This window comes from Streptomyces sp. 2114.4, from assembly GCF_900187385.1.
Classification (GTDB): domain Bacteria; phylum Actinomycetota; class Actinomycetes; order Streptomycetales; family Streptomycetaceae; genus Streptomyces; species Streptomyces mooreae.
This window is the reverse complement of record NZ_FYEY01000001.1, coordinates 1318807-1339807: the sequence shown is the minus strand read 5'-3', so window position 1 is coordinate 1339807 and position 21001 is coordinate 1318807. Positions and strand designations below refer to the sequence as shown.

Annotated in this window: 18 protein-coding genes; 15 read left to right on the top strand and 3 right to left on the bottom strand. The window is 70.9% G+C overall.

The genetic code is table 11. From position 1 onward, the window contains the following. Window positions 1-151 precede the first annotated feature (151 nt). Window positions 152-2350 carry an elongation factor G-like protein EF-G2 gene (locus CFW40_RS05785; protein ID WP_088796767.1) on the bottom strand — a complete coding sequence of 733 codons (2199 nt, stop codon included), beginning with the start codon at window positions 2348-2350 and terminating at the stop codon, window positions 152-154. 276 nt (window positions 2351-2626) lie between these two features. Here CFW40_RS05785 and pgsA point away from each other — a divergent pair, with 276 nt between their 5' ends. The 15 genes from pgsA to CFW40_RS05710 all read left to right on the top strand — a co-directional run bounded on the left by pgsA (window position 2627) and on the right by CFW40_RS05710 (window position 18384). Then, window positions 2627-3283: a phosphatidylinositol phosphate synthase gene (pgsA, locus tag CFW40_RS05780; protein WP_088796766.1), complete on the top strand. Its 657-nt coding sequence runs from the start codon at window positions 2627-2629 to the stop codon at window positions 3281-3283. Continuing rightward, a complete protein-coding gene (locus CFW40_RS05775; RefSeq protein WP_176956562.1) occupies window positions 3280-4254 on the top strand; it encodes a phosphatidylinositol mannoside acyltransferase in 975 nt (324 codons plus the stop codon). The genes pgsA and CFW40_RS05775 overlap by 4 nt, the downstream gene beginning before the upstream one ends. After that, a complete protein-coding gene (locus tag CFW40_RS05770; RefSeq protein WP_088796764.1) occupies window positions 4251-5411 on the top strand; it encodes a glycosyltransferase family 4 protein in 1161 nt (386 codons plus the stop codon). The genes CFW40_RS05775 and CFW40_RS05770 overlap by 4 nt, the downstream gene beginning before the upstream one ends. 199 nt (window positions 5412-5610) lie before the next feature. Beyond that, a complete protein-coding gene (locus tag CFW40_RS05765; RefSeq protein ID WP_088796763.1) occupies window positions 5611-6156 on the top strand; it encodes a hypothetical protein in 546 nt (181 codons plus the stop codon). A 193-nt stretch (window positions 6157-6349) separates the two neighbouring features. Next, the gene (gene pdxS, locus CFW40_RS05760; RefSeq protein WP_088796762.1) at window positions 6350-7261 is read left to right on the top strand and encodes a pyridoxal 5'-phosphate synthase lyase subunit PdxS; all 912 of its coding nucleotides are present in this window, start codon (window positions 6350-6352) and stop codon (window positions 7259-7261) included. Between the two features lie 8 nt (window positions 7262-7269). Then, window positions 7270-7857 (top strand): pyridoxal 5'-phosphate synthase glutaminase subunit PdxT, encoded by a 588-nt coding sequence (gene pdxT, locus CFW40_RS05755; protein ID WP_088796761.1) that lies wholly within the window; start codon window positions 7270-7272, stop codon window positions 7855-7857. Between the two features lie 113 nt (window positions 7858-7970). Further along, the gene (locus CFW40_RS05750; RefSeq protein ID WP_030076370.1) at window positions 7971-8723 is read left to right on the top strand and encodes a YebC/PmpR family DNA-binding transcriptional regulator; all 753 of its coding nucleotides are present in this window, start codon (window positions 7971-7973) and stop codon (window positions 8721-8723) included. A gap of 170 nt (window positions 8724-8893) precedes the next feature. Continuing rightward, window positions 8894-9472, top strand: coding sequence for a crossover junction endodeoxyribonuclease RuvC (ruvC, locus tag CFW40_RS05745; RefSeq protein WP_088796760.1), 579 nt, complete (start codon window positions 8894-8896; stop codon window positions 9470-9472). Then, window positions 9469-10089 (top strand): Holliday junction branch migration protein RuvA, encoded by a 621-nt coding sequence (ruvA, locus tag CFW40_RS05740; protein WP_088796759.1) that lies wholly within the window; start codon window positions 9469-9471, stop codon window positions 10087-10089. The genes ruvC and ruvA overlap by 4 nt, the downstream gene beginning before the upstream one ends. 85 nt (window positions 10090-10174) lie before the next feature. After that, window positions 10175-11266, top strand: a complete 1092-nt coding sequence (gene ruvB, locus CFW40_RS05735) for a Holliday junction branch migration DNA helicase RuvB (RefSeq protein ID WP_088796758.1) — start codon at window positions 10175-10177, stop codon at window positions 11264-11266. Window positions 11267-11427: 161 nt separating this feature from the next. Beyond that, on the top strand, window positions 11428-11976 hold the full coding sequence (gene yajC / locus CFW40_RS05730; RefSeq protein WP_088796757.1) for a preprotein translocase subunit YajC: 549 nt from the start codon (window positions 11428-11430) through the stop codon (window positions 11974-11976). A 151-nt stretch (window positions 11977-12127) separates the two neighbouring features. Continuing rightward, window positions 12128-13912 carry a protein translocase subunit SecD gene (secD, locus tag CFW40_RS05725; RefSeq protein WP_088796756.1) on the top strand — a complete coding sequence of 595 codons (1785 nt, stop codon included), beginning with the start codon at window positions 12128-12130 and terminating at the stop codon, window positions 13910-13912. Window position 13913: 1 nt separating this feature from the next. Next, window positions 13914-15038 (top strand): protein translocase subunit SecF, encoded by a 1125-nt coding sequence (gene secF / locus CFW40_RS05720; RefSeq protein ID WP_088796755.1) that lies wholly within the window; start codon window positions 13914-13916, stop codon window positions 15036-15038. Next, complete coding sequence (locus CFW40_RS05715; protein ID WP_088796754.1) at window positions 15035-15583, top strand: adenine phosphoribosyltransferase; 549 nt, start codon at window positions 15035-15037, stop codon at window positions 15581-15583. Before secF ends, CFW40_RS05715 begins: the two co-directional genes overlap by 4 nt. A gap of 173 nt (window positions 15584-15756) precedes the next feature. Then, the gene (locus CFW40_RS05710; RefSeq protein ID WP_088796753.1) at window positions 15757-18384 is read left to right on the top strand and encodes a bifunctional (p)ppGpp synthetase/guanosine-3',5'-bis(diphosphate) 3'-pyrophosphohydrolase; all 2628 of its coding nucleotides are present in this window, start codon (window positions 15757-15759) and stop codon (window positions 18382-18384) included. Between the two features lie 160 nt (window positions 18385-18544). On the opposite strand, the gene CFW40_RS05705 is transcribed toward CFW40_RS05710, so the two are convergent. Both CFW40_RS05705 and CFW40_RS05700 read right to left on the bottom strand, forming a co-directional pair. Next, window positions 18545-19774 (bottom strand): DUF349 domain-containing protein, encoded by a 1230-nt coding sequence (locus CFW40_RS05705; protein ID WP_088796752.1) that lies wholly within the window; start codon window positions 19772-19774, stop codon window positions 18545-18547. Between the two features lie 250 nt (window positions 19775-20024). Then, on the bottom strand, window positions 20025-20852 hold the full coding sequence (locus CFW40_RS05700; protein WP_088796751.1) for a peptidylprolyl isomerase: 828 nt from the start codon (window positions 20850-20852) through the stop codon (window positions 20025-20027). Between the last annotated feature and the right edge of the window lie 149 nt (window positions 20853-21001).

Genomic DNA, 21001 nt, shown 5'->3' with positions numbered 1-21001 from the left:
GGGCCTGTCTTCCACGTCCCGCCTGCCTCGGGCGAACGACGGGACGGGGAAGACAGGCCCTGGCAACGGCAGGAACTCAGCGTACAGCCGCCGGCCGGCCCAGGGGAGTTGAGCCGGACAGCGACCGCCCCAACGGCTGATTCGCCGTTAACTATGCGCCGTTCTCGGCTTGTTCCCGCCACTTGTCGGCGAGCTGTGGCGGCATCGGCTCATGCCGCAGGTGAGCGCGCGAGAACCGGCCGGTGCCGTGCGAGAGGGAGCGCAGATCGACGGCGTACCGGTCGATCTCGATCTCGGGAACCTCGGCGCGCACCACCGTGCGCCCCGCCCCCGACTGCTCCGTGCCCACGACCCGGCCCCGGCGCCCCGACAGATCGCTCATCACCTGGCCGACGAAATCGTCCGGAACCATCACGCTCACCTCGGACACCGGTTCGAGGAGATCGATCCGGACGTCACCGGCCGCCTCGCGCAGCGCCAGCGCGCCCGCCGTCTGGAACGCGGCGTCCGAGGAGTCGACGGAGTGCGCCTTGCCGTCGAGCAGCGTGACGCGGATGTCGACGAGCGGATGCCCGGCGGCGACCCCGCGCTCGGCCTGGGCGCGTACGCCCTTCTCCACGGAGGGGATGAACTGCCGGGGCACCGCGCCGCCCACGACCTTGTCCACGAACTCGATGCCGGAGCCGCCCGGCAGCGGTTCGATCTCGATCTCGCAGATCGCGAACTGGCCGTGTCCGCCGGACTGTTTCACATGGCGTCCGCGGCCCGCGGCGGGGGCGCCGAAGGTCTCCCGCAGGGACACCTTGTGCGCGACCGTGTCCACCTGGACGCCGTAGCGGGTCCGCAGCCGCTCCAGCGCGACATCGACATGGGCCTCGCCCAGGCACCACAGGACCACCTGGTGGGTGTCCTGATTGTGCTCCAGGCGCATCGTCGGATCCTCCGCGACCAGGCGGGCCAGGCCCTGCGACAGCTTGTCCTCGTCGGCCTTGCTGTGCGCCTGGATGGCGACCGGCAGCAGCGGGTCGGGCATCGTCCAGGGCTCCATCAGCAGCGGGTCGTCCTTGCCGGACAGGGTGTCGCCGGTCTCGGCTCGGGTCAGCTTCGCCACACAGGCCAGATCGCCGGCGATGGCCTTGGACAGCGGGCGCTGCTGCTTGCCGAACGGGGTGGACAGCGCCCCGACCCGCTCGTCGACGTCATGGTCCTCATGCCCCCGGTCCTCCAGCCCGTGGCCGGAGACATGCACCATGTCGTCCGGGCGCAGGGTGCCGGAGAAGACGCGGACGAGGGAGATCCGGCCGACGTACGGGTCGGAGGACGTCTTGACCACCTCCGCCGCGAGCGGGCCGTCGGGGTCGCAGCTCAGCGCCGGGCGCACGGCACCGTCCGGGCTGGTCACGGCGGGTGCCTCGCGCTCCGCGGGGGTCGGGAAGCCGCCGCTGATCAGCTCCAGCAGCTCCACGGTGCCCAGCCCCTGTCTGGCCCCCTCGGCGGCCGGGGCCGCGGCCAGCACAGGGTGGAAGGTGCCGCGGGCAACGGCTGTCTCCAGGTCCCCGATCAGGGTCTTGACGTCGATCTCCTCGCCGCCGAGGTAGCGGTCCATCAAGGACTCGTCCTCGCTCTCGGCGATGATGGCCTCGATGAGACGGTTGCGGGCCGCCTCGATCCGCGGCAGCTCGTCCTCGGTGGGCGCGCGCTCGGTGCGCTCGCCGGAGGAGTAGTCGAAGACCCTCTGGGTGAGCAGGCCGATCAGGCCGTGCACGGGGGAGTGGCCGTCGGCGCCCGGGGTCCCGTACAGCGGGAGGTACAGGGGCACGACGGCGTCCGGGTCCTCGCCGCCGAACGAGGCCCGGCAGAGCTCGGTCATCTCGTCGAAGTCGGAGCGGGACGCCTCCAGGTGCGTGACGACCAGCGCGCGCGGCATGCCGACGGCCGCGCACTCGTCCCACACCATCCGGGTCGCACCGGCCACGCCGTCCGCCGCCGAGACAACGAAAAGGGCCGCGTCCGCCGCGCGCAGACCGGCCCTGAGTTCCCCGACGAAATCGGCGTATCCGGGGGTGTCCAAGATATTGATCTTGACTCCGCCCCAGTCCACCGGGACCAGGGAGAGCTGTACGGAGCGTTGCTGGCGGTGTTCGATCTCGTCGTAGTCGGACAGACACCCGCCGTTCTCGACCCGGCCCGCCCGGTTGACCGCGCCGGACGCCAGCGCGAGGGCTTCGACCAGGGTGGTCTTTCCCGATCCGGAGTGGCCGACCAACACCACATTCCGCAGGGCCGTGGGCTGGTCGGCCGTTGATGCCCTGCCGGCGGCTCCCGGGTGTGTACTCGATTTCTCGCTCATGTGTCTCGCCTCCAGGTCGACACTTTGCGGTGATTCGAGCTTTCCACCGAGGCCATGTCGCGTCCATAGCGGGCACGCGGCGCCGGTGCTCCCAAGGGTCCCGTAACGGCGCCCGGTGGGGCCCGCGGGCGCGCCCACGGGCGCGCGGCGGCGTCCCCGAGCCGTGGGATGCGCTCCGCGCCGCGATGCGTTCGTGGTGGCCCAAGACCTCCTGGCTACGATGGGCCAGCCGGTGGCCCCTTGACCGCCCGGCCCATATCGACCTCCGGGAAGGCCATGCTGAACAAGTACGCGCGTGCGTTCTTCACGCGTGTTCTCACGCCGTTCGCCGCCCTGCTCATCCGTATCGGCGTCAGCCCGGACGCGGTCACTCTCGTCGGCACCGGGGGCGTGGTGGCCGGCGCCCTGGTCTTCTACCCCCTGGGAGAGTTCTTCTGGGGCACGGTCGTCATCACCCTGTTCGTCTTCTCCGACCTGGTCGACGGCAACATGGCACGGCAACTGGGGCGCTCCAGCCGGTGGGGGGCCTTCCTCGACTCCACCCTCGACCGGGTCGCCGATTCGGCGATCTTCGGCGGGCTCGCCCTGTGGTACGCGGGGCGCGGCGACAGCCTGATGCTCTGCGCGATGGCGATCTTCTGCCTGGCCAGCGGCCAGGTGGTCTCCTACACCAAGGCGCGCGGTGAGGCCATCGGGCTGCCGGTGAACGTCAACGGACTGGTGGAGCGCGCCGAGCGCCTGGTCATCACGCTGGTCGCCTGCGGGCTGTCGGGTCTGCACGCCTTCGGGGTGCCCGGTGTCGAGGTGCTGCTGCCGATCGCCCTGTGGATCGTCGGCATCGGCAGCGCCGTCACCCTCGGCCAGCGCGTGGTGACGGTACGACGGGAGTCGGCCGAGGCCGACGCCATGGCTCAAGGGGGAACGGGCGTATGAGTCCACACCGCATGCGCCGGCCGCGGCTGGACACCGAAAAACTGGCGGACGCGCTCTACGCACTGGGCTGGAGCACCGTCAAGAAGCTGCCCGAGGGCGCGGCCGTACGGCTCGGCCGCCAAATCGCCGACACCGTCTGGAAGCGCCGCGGCAAGGGCGTCCTGCGGCTGGAGGCGAACCTCGCCCGGGTCGTCCCGGACGCCACCCCGCAGCGGCTCGCCGAGCTCTCCCGGGCCGGGATGCGCTCGTACATGCGCTACTGGATGGAGTCCTTCCGGCTGCCGGCCTGGAGCAAGGACCGGATAAGGGGCGGCTTCACCCCTGAGGACGTGCACCACCTGGTGGACGGGCTCGAGAGCGACCGCGGAGTCATCCTCGCCCTGCCGCACATGGGCAACTACGACCTCGCCGGTGCCTGGGTCACCACCAAACTCGGCGTCCCCTTCACCACCGTCGCCCAGCGCCTCAAGCCGGAATCCCTCTACGACCGTTTCGTCGCCTACCGTGAAGGCCTGGGCATGGAGGTGCTGCCGCACACCGGCGGCTCCGCCTTCGGCACCCTCGCCCGGCGGCTGCGGGCCGGCGGCCTGGTCTGTCTGGTCGCCGACCGCGATCTGTCGGCCTCGGGGATAGAGGTCAAGTTCTTCGGAGAGGCGGCGAAAATGCCGGCCGGTCCCGCGGTCCTCGCCCTCCAGACCGGCGCCATGCTGCTGCCCGTCACGCTCTGGTACGACGACACCGCCGTCATGCGCGGCCGGGTCCACCCCGAGATCGAGGCCCCGGAGACCGGCACCCGCGCCGAGAAGGCCGCCCAGATGACCCAGGCGCTCGCCGACGCCTTCGCCTCCGGCATCACCGACCACCCCGAGGACTGGCACATGTTGCAGTGGCTCTGGCTCGCCGACCTGGAGCCGCGCGAGCAGTCCGGCGCCCCGGGCGGCACCGCGGCGTCCGGAACGGAGACGGCGTGAAGATCGGCATCGTCTGCCCGTACGCCTGGGACGTCCCCGGCGGCGTGCAGTTCCACATCCGGGACCTGGCCGAGCACCTGATCCGCCTGGGCCACGAGGTCTCCGTGCTCGCCCCCGCGGACGACGAGACCCCCCTGCCGCCGTACGTCGTCTCGGCCGGCCGCGCCGTCCCCGTCCCGTACAACGGTTCGGTCGCCCGGCTCAACTTCGGCTTCCTCTCCGCGGCCCGGGTGCGCCGCTGGCTGCAGCACGGCGCCTTCGACGTGATCCACATCCATGAACCGGCCTCGCCCTCGCTCGGCCTGCTCGCCTGCTGGGCGGCACAGGGCCCGATCGTGGCGACCTTCCACACCTCCAACCCGCGCTCGCGGGCGATGATCGCCGCGTATCCGATCCTGCAGCCCGCGCTGGAGAAGATCAGCGCACGCATCGCGGTGAGCGAATACGCCCGCCGCACCCTCGTCGAACACCTCGGCGGCGATGCGGTGGTCATCCCCAACGGCGTGGACGTCGGCTTCTTCGGCTCGGCCGAGGCCAAGGCCGAATGGCAGGGCCGCACGATCGGCTTCATCGGCCGGATCGACGAACCGCGCAAGGGCCTGCCGGTCCTGATGAAGGCGCTGCCCGCGATCCTGGCCGAGGTACCGGACGCCCGGCTGCTGGTCGCCGGACGCGGTGACGAGGAGGAAGCGGTCGCCGCGCTGCCCGCCGAGATGCGCTCCCGGGTCGAATTCCTCGGCATGGTCAGCGACGAGGACAAGGCCCGGCTGCTGCGCAGCGTCGATCTCTATGTCGCGCCCAACACGGGCGGCGAGTCCTTCGGCATCATCCTCGTCGAGGCGATGTCGGCCGGGGCGCCCGTACTGGCCAGCGACCTCGACGCCTTCGCCCAGGTCCTGGACCAGGGCGAGGCCGGCGCACTCTTCACCAACGAGGACGCGGATGCGCTTGCCGCTGCGGCTGTACGACTGCTCGGTGACCCGGCGCGGCTGGCGGAGCTGCGTGAGCGGGGCACCCGGCACGTGCGGCGGTTCGACTGGTCGACCGTCGGGGCCGACATCCTCGCCGTCTACGAGACGGTGACCACCGGGGCGGCGTCGGTGGCCACGGACGAGAGGGTGGGGCTGCGGGCCCGGCGGTGGCTGGCGAAGGATTGACGATTCGCTGCGCTTTGCCTGTGGCCCAAGTTTTTGGCTTTCCCGCCGTGCGGGTTGCTCGCCGCTGGGGGTACCTCCCACGCCCTTCAGGTGAGGGAGCAACGGCGAGCAACAACCCACGGCGCGCAAGCCGGAAACGTACGCCGCCGGCAAAGCGCAGCGGATCGGCGGCAAAGACGGACGCGTATCGTGACCCGGCGTGACCACGTTCATCTGGATCGCCGCCGCGATCGTCCTCATCGGTATCTATCTGAGCTGGACGGCGGGCCGCCTCGACCGCCTGCACGCGCGTATCGACGCGGCCAGGGCGGCCCTCGACGCCCAGTTGTTGCGGCGGGCGTCCGTCGCGCAGGAGGTGGGGACCTCGGGGATCCTCGACCCCGCCGCCTCGATCGTGCTCTACCAGGCCGCGCATGAGGCCCGGCAGGCCGCGGAAGATCATCGCGAGGTCGCGGAGAGTGAGCTGAGCCAGGCGCTGCGGGCCATTTTCGCCGAGGAGGCCCAGCTGGAGGCCGTACGGGAGGCCCCGGGCGGTGAGCGCACGGTCACCGAACTCACCGCCGCCGTGCGCCGGGTCCCGATGGCCCGACGGTTCCACAACGATGCCGTACGGGCCGCGCGTGCCGTCCGCCGCCACCGGGTGGTGCGCTATCTGCGGCTGGCCGGTCATGCGCCGTTCCCGCTGGCCTTCGAGATGGACGACGAGCCGCCGGTCGTCCTGGACGACCGCTCGGCCGGAAGCTGAGCGGGAAGCGGGAAGCGGGAAGCGGGAAGCGGGAAGCGGGAAGCGGGAAGCGGGACCGGGGCGGGGAGAGCCGGAATCTGCGACTCCCAGTAGTGAAGAGCCACTGACCTCTAATTGGCCCTTTTCCCGGGCCACTCACTAACGGTTGTGTGGGCGCAGCAGTACAGCCACCCGGATTGAGTGAGGTCGAACCGTGTCCAGCACGCCCACCACGCCCCAGAACCCCGAGACCGGAACCGCGCGCGTCAAGCGCGGGATGGCCGAGCAGCTCAAGGGCGGCGTGATCATGGACGTCGTCACGCCGGAAGAGGCGAAGATCGCCGAGGACGCGGGCGCCGTCGCGGTCATGGCCCTGGAGCGGGTCCCCGCCGACATCCGCAAGGACGGCGGCGTGGCCCGGATGTCGGACCCCGACATGATCGACGGCATCATCAACGCCGTCTCCATCCCGGTCATGGCCAAGTCCCGGATCGGCCACTTCGTCGAGGCCCAGGTCCTGCAGTCGCTCGGCGTCGACTACATCGACGAGTCCGAGGTCCTGACCCCGGCCGACGAGGTCAACCACTCCGACAAGTGGGCGTTCACCACCCCCTTCGTCTGTGGTGCCACCAACCTGGGCGAGGCCCTGCGCCGGATCGCCGAGGGCGCCGCCATGATCCGTTCCAAGGGCGAGGCCGGCACCGGCAACGTCGTCGAGGCGGTCCGCCACCTGCGCCAGATCAAGGGCGAGATCGCCAAGCTGCGCGGCTGTGACCACAACGAGCTGTTCGCCGCGGCCAAGGAGCTGCGCGCCCCGTACGAGCTGGTCAAGGAGGTCGCCGAGCTCGGCAAGCTGCCGGTCGTGCTGTTCTCCGCCGGTGGTGTCGCCACCCCGGCCGATGCCGCGCTGATGCGTCAGCTCGGCGCCGAGGGCGTCTTCGTCGGCTCCGGCATCTTCAAGTCCGGCGACCCGGCCAAGCGCGCCGCCGCGATCGTGAAGGCCACCACCTTCTACGACGACCCCGCCGTCATCGCGGACGCCTCCCGCAACCTGGGCGAGGCCATGGTCGGCATCAACTGCGACACCCTCCCCGAGGCCGAGCGCTACGCCAACCGCGGCTGGTAGGACGGCAGATGAGCACCCCCACTATCGGTGTGCTGGCCCTGCAGGGCGATGTCCGCGAGCACCTCAAGGCGCTCGCGGACACCGGTGCCCAGGCCCGGCCGGTGCGCCGTTCCGAGGAACTGGACGGGATCGACGGCCTGGTCATCCCGGGCGGCGAGTCGACCACCATGTCCAAGCTGGCGGTCGTCTTCGGCGTGCTGGAGCCGTTGCGTGCCTTCATCCGCGCGGGCAAGCCGGTCTACGGCACCTGCGCCGGCATGATCATGGTCGCGGACAAGCTGCTGGACGCCCGTGAGGACCAGGAGACGTTCGGCGGCATCGACATGATCGTGCGCCGTAATGCCTTCGGGCGGCAGAACGAGTCGTTCGAGGCGGCCATCGACGTAGCGGGGATCCCCGGCGGGCCGGTCGAGGGCGTCTTCATCCGGGCGCCCTGGGTCGAGTCGGTCGGCGGCGCGGTCGAGGTGCTGGCGACGTATGACGGGCACACCGTGGCCGTGCGGCAAGGTAACGTCCTGGCCACGTCCTTCCACCCGGAGCTCACCGGCGACCACCGGGTCCACGCCCTGTTCGTGGACATGGTGCGGCGCGCCTAGCGGGCCGTCCCAAGTGGTGGCCGGGTGACGGGCGGGAGTAACACCGTGTGATCCGGCCCCGGTAGGATCTGAGGCGTTCATTCAGACGTTGGTTACGCGAAGGAGACAGGCGGATGTCCGGCCACTCTAAATGGGCTACGACGAAGCACAAGAAGGCCGTGATCGATGCCAAGCGCGGCAAGCTCTTCGCGAAGCTGATCAAGAACATCGAGGTCGCGGCCCGTACCGGCGGCGCCGACCCGGACGGCAACCCGACCCTCTTCGACGCCATCCAGAAGGCCAAGAAGAGCTCGGTGCCGAACAAGAACATCGACTCCGCGGTCAAGCGCGGTGCGGGGCTCGAAGCCGGCGGCGCCGACTACGAGACCATCATGTACGAGGGGTACGGCCCCAACGGTGTCGCGGTGCTCATCGAGTGCCTGACCGACAACCGCAACCGTGCCGCCTCGGACGTCCGCGTCGCCATGACCCGCAACGGTGGTTCGATGGCCGACCCGGGTTCGGTGTCGTACCTGTTCAACCGCAAGGGCGTGGTGATCGTCCCCAAGGGTGAACTGACCGAGGACGACGTCCTGGGCGCGGTGCTGGACGCGGGCGCAGAGGAGGTCAACGACCTCGGTGAGTCCTTCGAGGTGCTCAGCGAGGCCACCGACCTGGTCGCGGTCCGCAGTGCCCTCCAGGAGTCCGGCATCGACTACGACTCGGCCGACGCCAACTTCGTCCCGACCATGCAGGTCGAGCTGGAGGAAGAGGGCGCGCGCAAGATCTTCAAGCTGATCGACGCGCTGGAGGACAGCGACGACGTGCAGAACGTCTTCGCCAACTTCGATGTCTCGGACGATGTGATGGCCAAGGTCGACGCCTGACAGGCGTGGCACGCTCGGTCGACTGACGGGCCGACGGGGACACACCCCGTCGGCCCGTCCGTTTGTCAGTGGCAGCCATTACTGTGCTGATCAGGGGGCATTCGCTCTCTTCGGGGGCGGGCGCCTCCGGTCGGGAACAGCCGGGCGACAAGTGCGAGGGGCGGGGAGCGATGAAGGTGCTGGGGGTGGACCCGGGGCTGACGCGCTGCGGGGTCGGCGTGGTCGACGGGGTCGCGGGGCGCCCGCTGACCATGGTCGGCGTCGGCGTCGTCCGCACCCCCGCGGACGCCGAGATCGCGCAGCGTCTCGTCGAGATCGAGCGCGGCATAGACGCCTGGCTCGACGAGTACAGCCCGGAGTTCGTCGCCGTGGAGCGGGTCTTCAGCCAGCACAACGTCCGTACGGTCATGGGCACCGCCCAGGCCAGCGCGGTCGCCATGCTGTGCGCGGCCCGCCGTGGGCTGCCGGTCGCGCTGCACACCCCCAGCGAGGTCAAGGCCGCCGTCACGGGCTCGGGCCGGGCCGACAAGGCCCAGGTCGGGGCGATGGTCACGCGTCTGTTGCGGCTGGACGCGCCGCCGAAGCCGGCCGACGCCGCCGATGCCCTGGCACTCGCCATCTGTCACATCTGGCGCGCCCCCGCGGTCAACCGCCTCCAGCAGGCGCATGCCGCGGCCCGTCGCGCCGCCTCCACCACCGTTCCGTCCTCCGGCACCCGCCGGACGGCTCCCCAGAAGGGCACCCGATGATCGCCTTCGTCTCCGGCCCGGTCGCGGCCCTCGCCCCGGACACCGCCGTCGTCGAGGTCGGCGGCGTCGGCATGGCCGTCCAGTGCACGCCGAACACCCTGTCCGCCCTGCGTATCGGGCAGCCGGCCAAGCTCGCCACCTCCCTCGTCGTCCGCGAGGACTCGCTCACCCTCTACGGCTTCGCCGACGACGACGAGCGGCAGACCTTCGAGCTGCTGCAGACCGCCAGCGGCGTCGGCCCCCGGCTCGCCCAGGCGATGCTGGCCGTGCACTCCCCGGACACCCTGCGCCTCGCCGTCTCCACCGGCGACGAGAAGACCCTCACCGCCGTGCCCGGCATCGGCAAGAAGGGGGCACAGAAGCTGCTCCTGGAGCTCAAGGACCGGCTCGGCGAGCCGGTGGGCACCGGCCGCGCGGGCGTCGGCAGCGCCGTCACGGCAGGCTGGCGCGACCAGCTGCACGCCGCCCTGATCGGCCTCGGCTACGCCACCCGCGAGGCGGACGAGGCGGTCGCCGCGGTCGCCCCGCAGGCCGAGGCGGCCGTCGCCGAGGGCGGCAGCCCCCAGGTGCCGCAGCTGCTCAAGGCGGCCCTGCAGACTCTGAACCGGGCGCGATGACCGCCGCCGGCCGGGCCTCGCGCCCCCGACCGTACGACCACGCAGGCGGCCCGGCCGCCCCGACCACCCCACGAGGCAATCCGCAGTGAACTGGGACGACACCGCACCGCACACCGCCGAGGACGCCGACCCGGGGGCGCCCGACCGGCTGGTCGGAGCCGACGCGGACGGCGAGGACACCGCCGTCGAGGCCGCGCTGCGGCCCAAGGACCTCGGGGAGTTCGTCGGCCAGGAGCGGGTGCGCGAACAGCTCGACCTGGTGCTGCGCGCCGCCCGCGCCCGCGGTGCCACCGCCGATCACGTCCTGCTGTCCGGGGCGCCGGGCCTCGGCAAGACGACCCTCTCCATGATCATCGCGGCCGAGATGGGCGCCCCGATCCGGATCACCTCCGGGCCCGCCATCCAGCACGCCGGTGACCTCGCCGCGATCCTCTCCTCCCTGCAGGAGGGTGAGGTCCTCTTTCTCGACGAGATCCACCGGATGTCCCGGCCCGCCGAGGAAATGCTCTACATGGCGATGGAGGACTTCCGCGTCGACGTGATCGTCGGCAAGGGACCGGGAGCCACCGCCATTCCCCTGGAGCTCCCCCCGTTCACCCTCGTCGGGGCCACGACCAGGGCCGGTCTGCTGCCGCCCCCGCTCCGCGACCGCTTCGGCTTCACCGCCCATATGGAGTTCTACGCCCCCGCCGAGCTGGAGCGGGTCATCCACCGCTCGGCCGGGCTGCTGGACCTCGACATAGAACCCGAGGGCGCCGCCGAGATCGCCGGCCGCTCCCGCGGCACGCCTCGTATCGCCAATCGCCTGCTGCGCCGCGTGCGCGACTACGCCCAGGTGAAGGCCGACGGCCTGATCACCCGCGAGATCGCCTCTCAGGCCCTCGGGGTCTACGAGGTCGACGCCCGCGGCCTGGACCGCCTCGACCGCGCCGTGCTCACGGCCCTGCTCAAGCTGTTCGGCGGCGGCCCGGTGGGCCTGTCCACCCTCGCGGTCGCGGTGGGGGAGGAGCGGGAGACCGTCGAGGAGGTCGCCGAGCCGTTCCTCGTACGGGAAGGACTGCTGGCCAGGACCCCTCGGGGCCGGATCGCGACACCGGCCGCCTGGGCCCACCTGGGCCTCGTTCCTCCGCAGCAGCAGACCGGCGGGAGCGGACAGCAGGGCTTGTTCGGGGCGTGACGGCGCGGGGACTCGCCCGGCCAGGAACTGCGGTGGGATGCTGGGCGTTGTTCCACTGGTGGGGACTCGCCTAGACTCCGCCGATGCCGTTCGTATGGACGGCATACCCACCCCCGTATAAGAGACCGCGCATCAGCGGTCGTGCGAAGGATTTCCGTCCCGTGAGTATCGTGACTCTCCTCCCCTTCATCGTCCTCATCGGGGCCATGTTCCTGATGACCCGGTCTGCCAAGAAGAAGCAGCAGGCGGCCGCGCAGATGCGCAACGAAATGCAGGCCGGCACCGGCGTCCGGACGATCGGCGGCATGTACGCCACCGTCAAGGAAATCCACGAGGACACCGTCCTCCTGGAGGTCGCCCCCGGCGTCCACGCGATCTACGCCAAGAACGCCATCGGCGCGGTGCTCGCGGACGAGGAGTACAACCGCATCCTGGACGGTGCCGACCCGATCCACGGCGACGAGCCGATCGTCCCGGACGACGCCTCCTCGCTGACCGGCACCGCCGCCGCCGAGGCCACCGAAAAGGGTGACAAGGGCGACAAGATCGACCTGGGCAAGGCCGAGACCCCGGCCGACGCGGCCGCCGCGGACAAGCCCGCCGCCGAGGCGGGGGAGACCAAGGCCGCCGGCGACGCCAAGGACACCGTCAAGGCCGACGCGGACACCGCCAAGGACGACAAGAAGTCCGGCGACGACGAAGCGAAGTAGTCCGCCCCACGGAACCGCGGAGCACGCGTCGAGTGCCGTGCGCCGCGGTTCCGGGACGGTCTAGGCTCCGGCGGGGGCACGTCCCCACAAGACTTCGTGGCTCCTCGGCCGGCATCCCGGGCCGAGGGGTTGGACAGGGAGATACGAGAAGGTGGCAGCACCGAAGAAGGGCCGCAGGACGCCCGCGAGCCAGGGGCATCCGGGCCGCACCCTGATCCTGGTCCTGATCGCCATGGCAGGGCTGATCGGAGGCATGTTCTACTCCGGCACGATGACGCCGCGGCTGGGCATCGACCTGGCGGGCGGCACCAGCTTCACGCTGGCGGCCCAGAACCAGCCGGGCAAGCCCAACGCGATCAACGAGACCAATATGAAAACCGCCGCCGGCATCATGGAGCGACGGGTCAACGGTCTCGGGGTGACCGAGTCCGAGGTCCAGACGCAGGGCAGCAACCACATCATCGTGAACATCCCCAAGGGGACGGACGCGAAGCAGGCGCGCCAGCAGGTCGGCACCACCGCCCAGCTCGGCTTCCGGCCGGTGCTGACCACCACCACGGGCGCCAAGACCCCCGAGCAGCCCAAGCCGGGCCCCTCCCAGAGCGGTGCGAACGGCAAGGGCAAGGGGGACAAGGCCGCCGGTGACCCGGCCCGGAAGCAGTCGGGCAGCGGGCAGAAGGCCTCTTCCCCGCAGTCGCCGGACGCGAAGCCGACGACGCAGGGCCGCGCGGTGACCGCGTCGCTGAAGAAGGCGCCGTCCGCCAAGCCCACTCCCTCCGGCAAGCCCTCCGCGCCCCCGGTGCAGCCGACGCCTCCGGGCGGAGCGGCCATCCCGCCGGCCCTCCAGAAGCAGCTCGACGCGCTCGACTGCACCACCAAGGCGAGCCGCGCCGCCGCGGGCGAGAAGGCCGCGAACACCAAGCCGTCCGACCCGATCGTGGCGTGCAAGCAGGACGGTGCCCAGAAGTACGCGCTCGGCCCCGTCGCCGTCGAGGGCACGGACGTCAGCAGCGCCAAGGCCGTCTTCGACAGCCAGCAGGGCCAGGGCTGGATCGTCCAGATGGACTTCACCTCCGAGGGCGGCAAGAAGTTCGGGGACATCACCGGCAAGCTCGCCACCAAGACGCCGCCGCAGAACCAGTTCGGGATCGTCCTCGACGGTGCGGTCGTGTCCTCTCCCTCGGTCGACAAGGCCATCATGGGCGGTGGAGCCACCATCTCCGGCGGCTTCACCCAGCAGTCCGCCGAGGACCTGGGCAACATGCTCTCCTACGGCGCCCTGCCGCTCTCCTTCAAGATCGACGACGAGACCACGGTCACCGCGGCGCTCGGCGGCGAGCAGCTGCACGCCGGTCTGATCGCCGGTGCCATCGGCCTCGCGCTGGTCGTCCTCTACCTGGTCGCCTACTACCGGGGGCTGGCGCTGGTCGCGCTGGCGAGCCTGGGCGTCTCGGCGGTCCTGACGTACACGATCATGACCTTGCTCGGCCCGGCCATCGGGTTCGCGCTGAACCTCCCGGCGGTCTGTGGCGCCATCGTCGCCATCGGTATCACCGCCGACTCGTTCATCGTCTACTTCGAACGCATCCGGGACGAGATCCGTGAGGGACGCACCCTGCGTCCGGCCGTCGAGCGCGGCTGGCCGCGCGCCCGGCGCACGATCCTGGTCTCCGACTTCGTGTCGTTCCTGGCCGCCGCGGTGCTGTTCATCGTCACCGTCGGCAAGGTCCAGGGCTTTGCCTTCACGCTCGGCCTGACCACCGTCCTCGATGTCGTCGTGGTCTTCCTGTTCACCAAGCCCCTGATGACCCTGCTGGCCCGGCGGAAGTTCTTCTCCGACGGCCACTCCTGGTCCGGCCTCGACCCCAAGCGCCTGGGCGCCAAGCCGCCGCTGCGCCGTCGTCGCGGCGCCGCCCCCACCACGAAGGAGGCGTGAGATGTCCAAGCTCGGAAACATCGGCGCCCGGCTTTACCGCGGCGAGGTCGGCTACGACTTCATCGGCAAGCGGAAGATCTGGTACGGCCTCTCGATCCTCATCACCATCGTGGCCATCGTCGGCCTCGGGGTGCGCGGCCTGAACATGGGCATCGAGTTCTCCGGCGGTGCGGTGTTCACCACCCCGAAGACCTCCGTGTCCACCACCGAGGCCCAGCACAACGCCGAGTCGGCGGCCGGCGGCCGCCAGGCCGTGGTGCAGAAGCTCGCCAACACCGGCGCCCTGCGCATCCAGATCAGCGGTCTGGACACCAAGCAGGCGGTGCCGGTCCAGGAAGAGCTCGCCAAGGACCTGAACGTCCCGGTCAAGGACGTCAACACCCAGCTGGTCGGCCCGAGTTGGGGCGAGCAGATCGCCAACAAGGCGTGGCTGGGCCTGGGGATCTTCATGGTCCTCGTGGTGCTCTATCTGGCCATCGCCTTCGAGTGGCGGATGGCGGTGGCCGCCCTGATCGCGCTGATCCACGACCTGACGATCACGGTCGGCATCTACGCCCTGGTCGGCTTCGAGGTCACCCCCGGCACGGTCATCGGTCTGCTGACGATCCTCGGTTACTCCCTCTACGACACGGTCGTCGTCTTCGACAGCCTCAAGGAAGCCTCCAAGGACATCACCAAGCAGACCCGCTTCACCTACACCGAGATCGCCAACCGCAGCATCAACGGCACCCTGGTGCGCTCCATCAACACCACCGTCGTGGCGCTGCTCCCGGTCGCCGGTCTGCTGTTCGTCGGCGGCGGTGTCCTGGGCGCGGGCATGCTCAACGACATCTCGCTGGCCCTCTTCGTCGGCCTCGCCGCCGGTGCGTACTCCTCGATCTTCATCGCGACCCCGCTGGTCGCGGACCTGAAGAACCGCGAGCCGCAGATGCAGGCACTGGCCAAGCGGGTCAAGGCGAAGCGTGCCGCGGCCGAGGCCAAGGCCGCGGGCCAGGAGGACGCCCAGGAGGAGACCGCCGGCGTGGCGGACGCCGAGGACGGTGACGGCGCCGCGGTCGTCGGCCCCCGCCGGCAGCCCGCCTCCCGCAACCGCGGACGCGGCCGCCCGTCGGGCAAGCGCCGGTGAGCGCCCCCGCACAGCTGCGTGAGCTGCTGCTCAGCCGGATCGCGGACGTTCCGGACTATCCCCAGCCGGGCGTGATGTTCAAGGACATCACCCCGCTGCTGGCCGACCCGGCCGCCTTCGGCGCGCTGACCGAGGCGTTCGCCGAGCTGTGCGGACGCCACCGCGTGGACAAGATCGTGGGCCTGGAGGCGCGCGGGTTCATACTCGCCGCTCCGGTCGCGGTCCGGGCCGGAATCGGCTTCGTCCCCGTACGCAAGGCGGGCAAGCTGCCCGGCACCACGCTCGGGCAGGCCTACGAGCTGGAGTACGGCACGGCCGAGATCGAGATGCACGCCGATGCGCTGGCCCCGGGCGACCGGGTGCTGGTGATCGACGACGTCCTGGCCACCGGCGGCACCGCCGATGCCTCGCTGCAGCTCATCCGCCGCGCGGGCGCCGAGGTCGCGGGCGTGGCGGTCCTGCTGGAGCTGGGCTTCCTGGCCGGGCGGGAGCGGCTGGAGCCGGGCCTGAAGGGCGCTGCGCTGGAGGCCCTGATCACCGTCTGAGCGGGCTCGCACCGCACCATCGCGCAAACAGGGGCATCCGGAAGAATCCGGGTGCCCCTGCTGCTGTGTCATGTACGGAACCGCGGCCGCGGGGGAGCAGTGGCCCCGAGGTCGATACCATGGCACCCCGGCCCGTTCGAGGTCCTGGGGTCCCAGCCGCCTGAGGAGTGCTCTTGCCAGACGAGGCCCAGCCGCTCTCCCCCGGACTGCGTCCGGCGGGATCCGACGCCGCGCGCCCGGACGAGCCGAAGCCGGCGGCCGAGGCGTCCTCGAAGACGCCCCAGCCCGAGCGGCAGGGCGCGTCCGACGGCACCACCGCGCCCCGGCCGACGGGCGGCGGATCGACCGCGTCCCAGGCCCCCGCCGAGCGGCCCCGCCCGGCGCCCAAGCCGGGCCCGGCGGCCTCCTCGCCCCAGCCGGCGGCGCCGTCCCGCGCGGCCAAGCCGCCCGCCAAGGCCGACCAGCCCGCCCCGCCCAAGCCGCCGGCCCCCGCTCCCGCCGGCCGCTCCGGCTCACCCAACCGGGTCCGCGCCCGCCTCGCCCGGCTCGGCGTCCAGCGCTCCAGTCCGTACAACCCGGTCCTGGAGCCGCTGCTGCGGGCCGTCCGCGGCAACGACCCCAAGATCGAGACCGGGACGCTGCGCCAGATCGAGCGGGCCTATCAGGTCGCCGAGCGCTGGCACCGCGGACAGAAGCGCAAGAGCGGTGACCCGTACATCACCCACCCGCTCGCGGTGACGACGATCCTCGCCGAGCTGGGCATGGACCCGGCGACGCTGATGGCCGGTCTGCTGCACGACACCGTCGAGGACACCGAATACGGCCTGGACACCCTGCGGGGCGACTTCGGCGACCAGGTCGCGCTGCTGGTCGACGGCGTCACCAAGCTCGACCGGGTCAAGTTCGGCGAGGCCGCGCAGGCCGAGACCGTGCGCAAGATGGTCGTCGCGATGGCCAAGGACCCGCGCGTCCTGGTCATCAAGCTCGCCGACCGGCTGCACAACATGCGCACCATGCGCTACCTCAAGCGGGAGAAGCAGGAGAAGAAGGCCCGCGAGACGCTGGAGATCTACGCTCCGCTCGCCCACCGCCTGGGCATGAACACCATCAAGTGGGAGCTGGAGGACCTCGCCTTCGCGATCCTCTACCCCAAGATGTACGACGAGATCGTCCGGCTGGTCGCCGAGCGGGCGCCCAAGCGCGACGAGTACCTGGCCATAGTGACCGACGAGGTCCAGGCCGATCTGCGCGCCGCCCGCATCAAGGCCACCGTCACCGGCCGCCCGAAGCACTACTACAGCGTCTACCAGAAGATGATCGTCCGCGGCCGCGACTTCGCCGAGATCTACGACCTGGTGGGCATCCGGGTCCTCGTCGACACCGTCCGCGACTGCTACGCCGCCCTCGGCACCATCCACGCGCGATGGAACCCGGTCCCCGGCCGGTTCAAGGACTACATCGCGATGCCCAAGTTCAACATGTACCAGTCGCTGCACACGACGGTCATCGGCCCCAGCGGCAAGCCCGTCGAGCTGCAGATCCGCACGTTCGACATGCACCGCCGCGCCGAGTACGGCATCGCCGCCCACTGGAAGTACAAGCAGGAGGCGGTGGCCGGCGCGTCCAAGGTGCGTACGGACGTGCCGAAGAACGCCGGCAAGGGCCAGGACACCGTCAACGACATGGCCTGGCTGCGGCAGTTGCTGGACTGGCAGAAGGAGACCGAGGACCCGGGCGAGTTCCTGGAGTCGCTGCGCTTCGACCTCTCCCGCAACGAAGTCTTCGTCTTCACGCCCAAGGGCGACGTGATAGCGCTGCCGGCCGGTGCCACCCCCGTCGACTTCGCGTACGCGGTGCACACCGAGGTCGGCCACCGCACGATAGGAGCGCGGGTCAACGGGCGCCTCGTCCCGCTCGAATCCACCCTGGACAACGGCGACTTGGTGGAGGTCTTCACCTCCAAGGCAACGGGCGCCGGGCCCTCCCGCGACTGGCTGGGCTTCGTCAAGTCCCCGCGCGCCCGCAACAAGATCCGCGGCTGGTTCTCCAAGGAGCGCCGCGACGAGGCCATAGAGCAGGGCAAGGACGCCATCGCGCGCGCCATGCGCAAGCAGAACCTGCCGATCCAGCGGATCCTGACCGGCGACTCCCTGGTGACCCTGGCGCACGAGATGCGCTACCCGGACATCTCCTCGCTCTACGCCGCCATCGGCGAGGGCCATGTCGCCGCCCAGGGCGTCGTCCAGAAGCTGGTGCAGGCGCTCGGCGGCCAGGACGAGGCCACCGAGGACATCGCCGAGTCCACCCCGATCCGGCCGCGCTCCAAGCGGCGTTCCAGCGCCGACCCCGGTGTGGTCGTCAAGGGCGTCGACGACGTCTGGGTCAAGCTCGCCCGCTGTTGTACGCCGGTGCCGGGCGACCCCATCATCGGCTTCGTCACCCGCGGCAACGGCGTCTCGGTGCACCGCGCCGACTGCGTCAACGTCGACTCGCTGTCCCGGCAGCCGGAGCGGATCCTGGACGTCGAGTGGGCGCCCACCCAGTCCTCGGTCTTCCTGGTAGCCATCCAGGTCGAGGCGCTGGACCGCTCCCGTCTGCTCTCGGACGTCACCCGCATCCTGTCCGACCAGCACGTCAACATCCTGTCGGCCGCCGTCCAGACCTCCCGCGACCGCGTGGCCACCTCCCGCTTCACCTTCGAGATGGGCGACCCCAAGCACCTGGGGCACGTCCTGAAGGCCGTACGGAGCGTGGAGGGTGTGTACGACGTCTACCGGGTGACGTCGGCCCGCAGGCCGTAGACCCACCGGCCGCAGGGCCACGCACGCGAAGGGGCCCCGGTACGGAATCCGTACCGGGGCCCCTTTCCCGTCAAGCCACCCCAACCATCAATTGAGGAACCCCAACGGCGAGCAACCACCTCCGCGAGAGCGGCGCCGGCTCAGGCGCAAAGCAGGGCAATCAACCGCCGAACTCCTCCAGGCCCTTGAGCGCCTGGTCCAGCAGCGCCTTGCGGCCCTCCAGCTCCCGGCCGAGCTTGTCGGCCTTGGCGTTGTTGCCCGCCGCCCTGGCCGTGTCGATCTGCTTCTCCAGCTTGTCGACCGCGTCCTGGAGCTGGCCGGTCAGCCCCGCGGCACGGGCCCGCGCCTCGGGGTTCGTCCGCCGCCACTCGCCCTCCTCGGCCTCCTGAATGGCGCGCTCGACGGCGTGCATCCGGCCCTCGATCTTGGGGCGGGCGTCCCGGGGGACATGGCCGATGGCCTCCCACCGCTCGTTGATCGAGCGGAACGCCGACCGCGCGGCCTTCAGGTCCGAGACGGGGAGCAGCTTCTCGGCCTCGACGGCCAGCTCCTCCTTGCGGGTCAGGTTCTCCCGCTGCTCGGCGTCCCGTTCCGCGAAGACCTCGCCGCGCGCCTGGAAGAAGATGTCCTGGGCGCCGCGGAAGCGGTTCCACAGGTCGTCCTCGTGCTCGCGCTGGGCGCGGCCCGCGGCCTTCCAGTCGGCCATCAGCTCGCGGTAGCGGGCCGCGGTGGCCCCCCAGTCCGTCGAGTTCGACAGCGACTCGGCCTCGGCGACCAGCTTCTCCTTCGCCTTACGGGACTCCTCACGCTGTGCGTCCAGCGATGCGAAGTGCGCCTTGCGGCGCTTGGAGAACGCCGAGCGGGCGTGCGAGAAACGGTGCCACAGTTCGTCGTCCGTCTTGCGGTCGAGCCGCGGCAGGCCCTTCCAGGTGTCCACCAGGGCGCGCAGCCGCTCGCCGGCCGCCCGCCACTGCTCACTGGCCGCCAGCTCCTCGGCCTCGGTGACCAGCTTCTCCTTGGCCTGCCGGGCCTCGTCGCTCTGCTTGGCCTTCTGCGCCTTGCGCTCCTCGCGGCGCGACTCGACGGCCTCGACGAGCTTGTCCAGCCGCTTGCGCAGCGCGTCCAGATCGCCCACCGCGTGGTGTTCGTCGACCTGGGTGCGCAGATGATCGATCGCGGTCGTCGCGTCCTTCGCCGACAGGTCGGTGGTCTTGACCCGGCGCTCGAGGAGGCCGATCTCGACGACCAGGCCCTCATACTTGCGCTCGAAGTAGGCGAGGGCCTCCTCGGGAGTTCCTGCCTGCCACGATCCGACGACCTGTTCGCCCTCGGCGGTACGCACGTACACGGTCCCCGTCTCGTCGACGCGGCCCCATGGGTCGCTGCTCACAGCGCCTCCTCCACATGATGCCGACAGGGGCGCGCGGCCCCCCGGCATCGTCCACAGTTTCTGTCCGGCAGAGCCGCGCCCTGGCCGGTCCGACGGGCTGAATTGCGGGTGAGGGTGGCAGCCGTCGGAGCAGGCACCCTACCCAACGCCAATCTAGGCGACCGGCGGTCCGCTGTCCGCATCCAGCACGACGAAATTCCGCGGTTCGCACGGGGCCGCGCGGCCCCGCCGCCCCAGGTCGTCCGGCCGGTCAGGACTTCTGCACGGACGCCTTGTCGATCACGACGGTGGCGTTGGGCGCACTGTTGTGGGTCTGCGGGTCGGTCGTGGCACCGGCCTTGGCGATCTTGCGCAGGACGTCCATACCGCCCGTGATGGTGCCGAACGGTGTGTAGTTCGGCGGCAGCTTGCTGTCCTGGTAGACGAGGAAGAACTGGCTGCCGCCGGAGTTGCGGGTCTTCTCGCTCGCCCCGTCGTAGCGGTTCGCCATCGCGACCGTGCCCGCCGGATAGACGCCGCCCTTGAGCCGCGGGTCCTTCAGGTTCTCGTCCGGGATGGTGTAGCCGGGGGTGCCCTGACCGGTGCCCTTCGGGTCGCCGCACTGCAGGACGAAGATTCCCTCGTCCACCAGGCGGTGGCACTTGCTGTGGTCGAAGTAGCCCTGGCCGGCCAGGAAGGCGAAGGAGTTGACCGTGTGCGGCGCCTTGCCGGCGTCCAGCTTGATGCCGATCGTGCCGCAGGTCGTGGCCAGCTTCGCGGAGTAGGAGGCCGAGGTGTCGAGCGACATCGCCGGCTCCTTCGGCCAGGTCTTCTTCGACGGGCTGCCCTTCGCGGGCCGGTTGCAGGGGTCCGGCGCCTTGGACGGCGTCGGGGCCGCGGCCCGGTCCTCCTGGTCGCTGCCGCCCGCGAGGCCTGCGGAGGCGTAGACCGCGGCGCCGGCGGCCAGCGCCACGGCCGCGACGGACGCGATGATCACATTGCGGCGTTTGGCCTTCCGCTGGGCCGCGGACCGCCGTTGCTGCTGACGCTCGTACTTCTCGCGGGCGAGCTGCCGCCGCCGCTGATCTTTGCTGACCACCGGTCGTCTCCTTGTCCGATCATCGATCGCGCTCGTGCGCCGTGGCCGTACGGTATACGGGTTCGCCCTGCCGGGAGTCCCGCCGGTAGGCTCTGGAGCTGCCGAGATGTCCGGGAGGAGCGGCCTTGCGGGCCGGCCTCCACACCGAC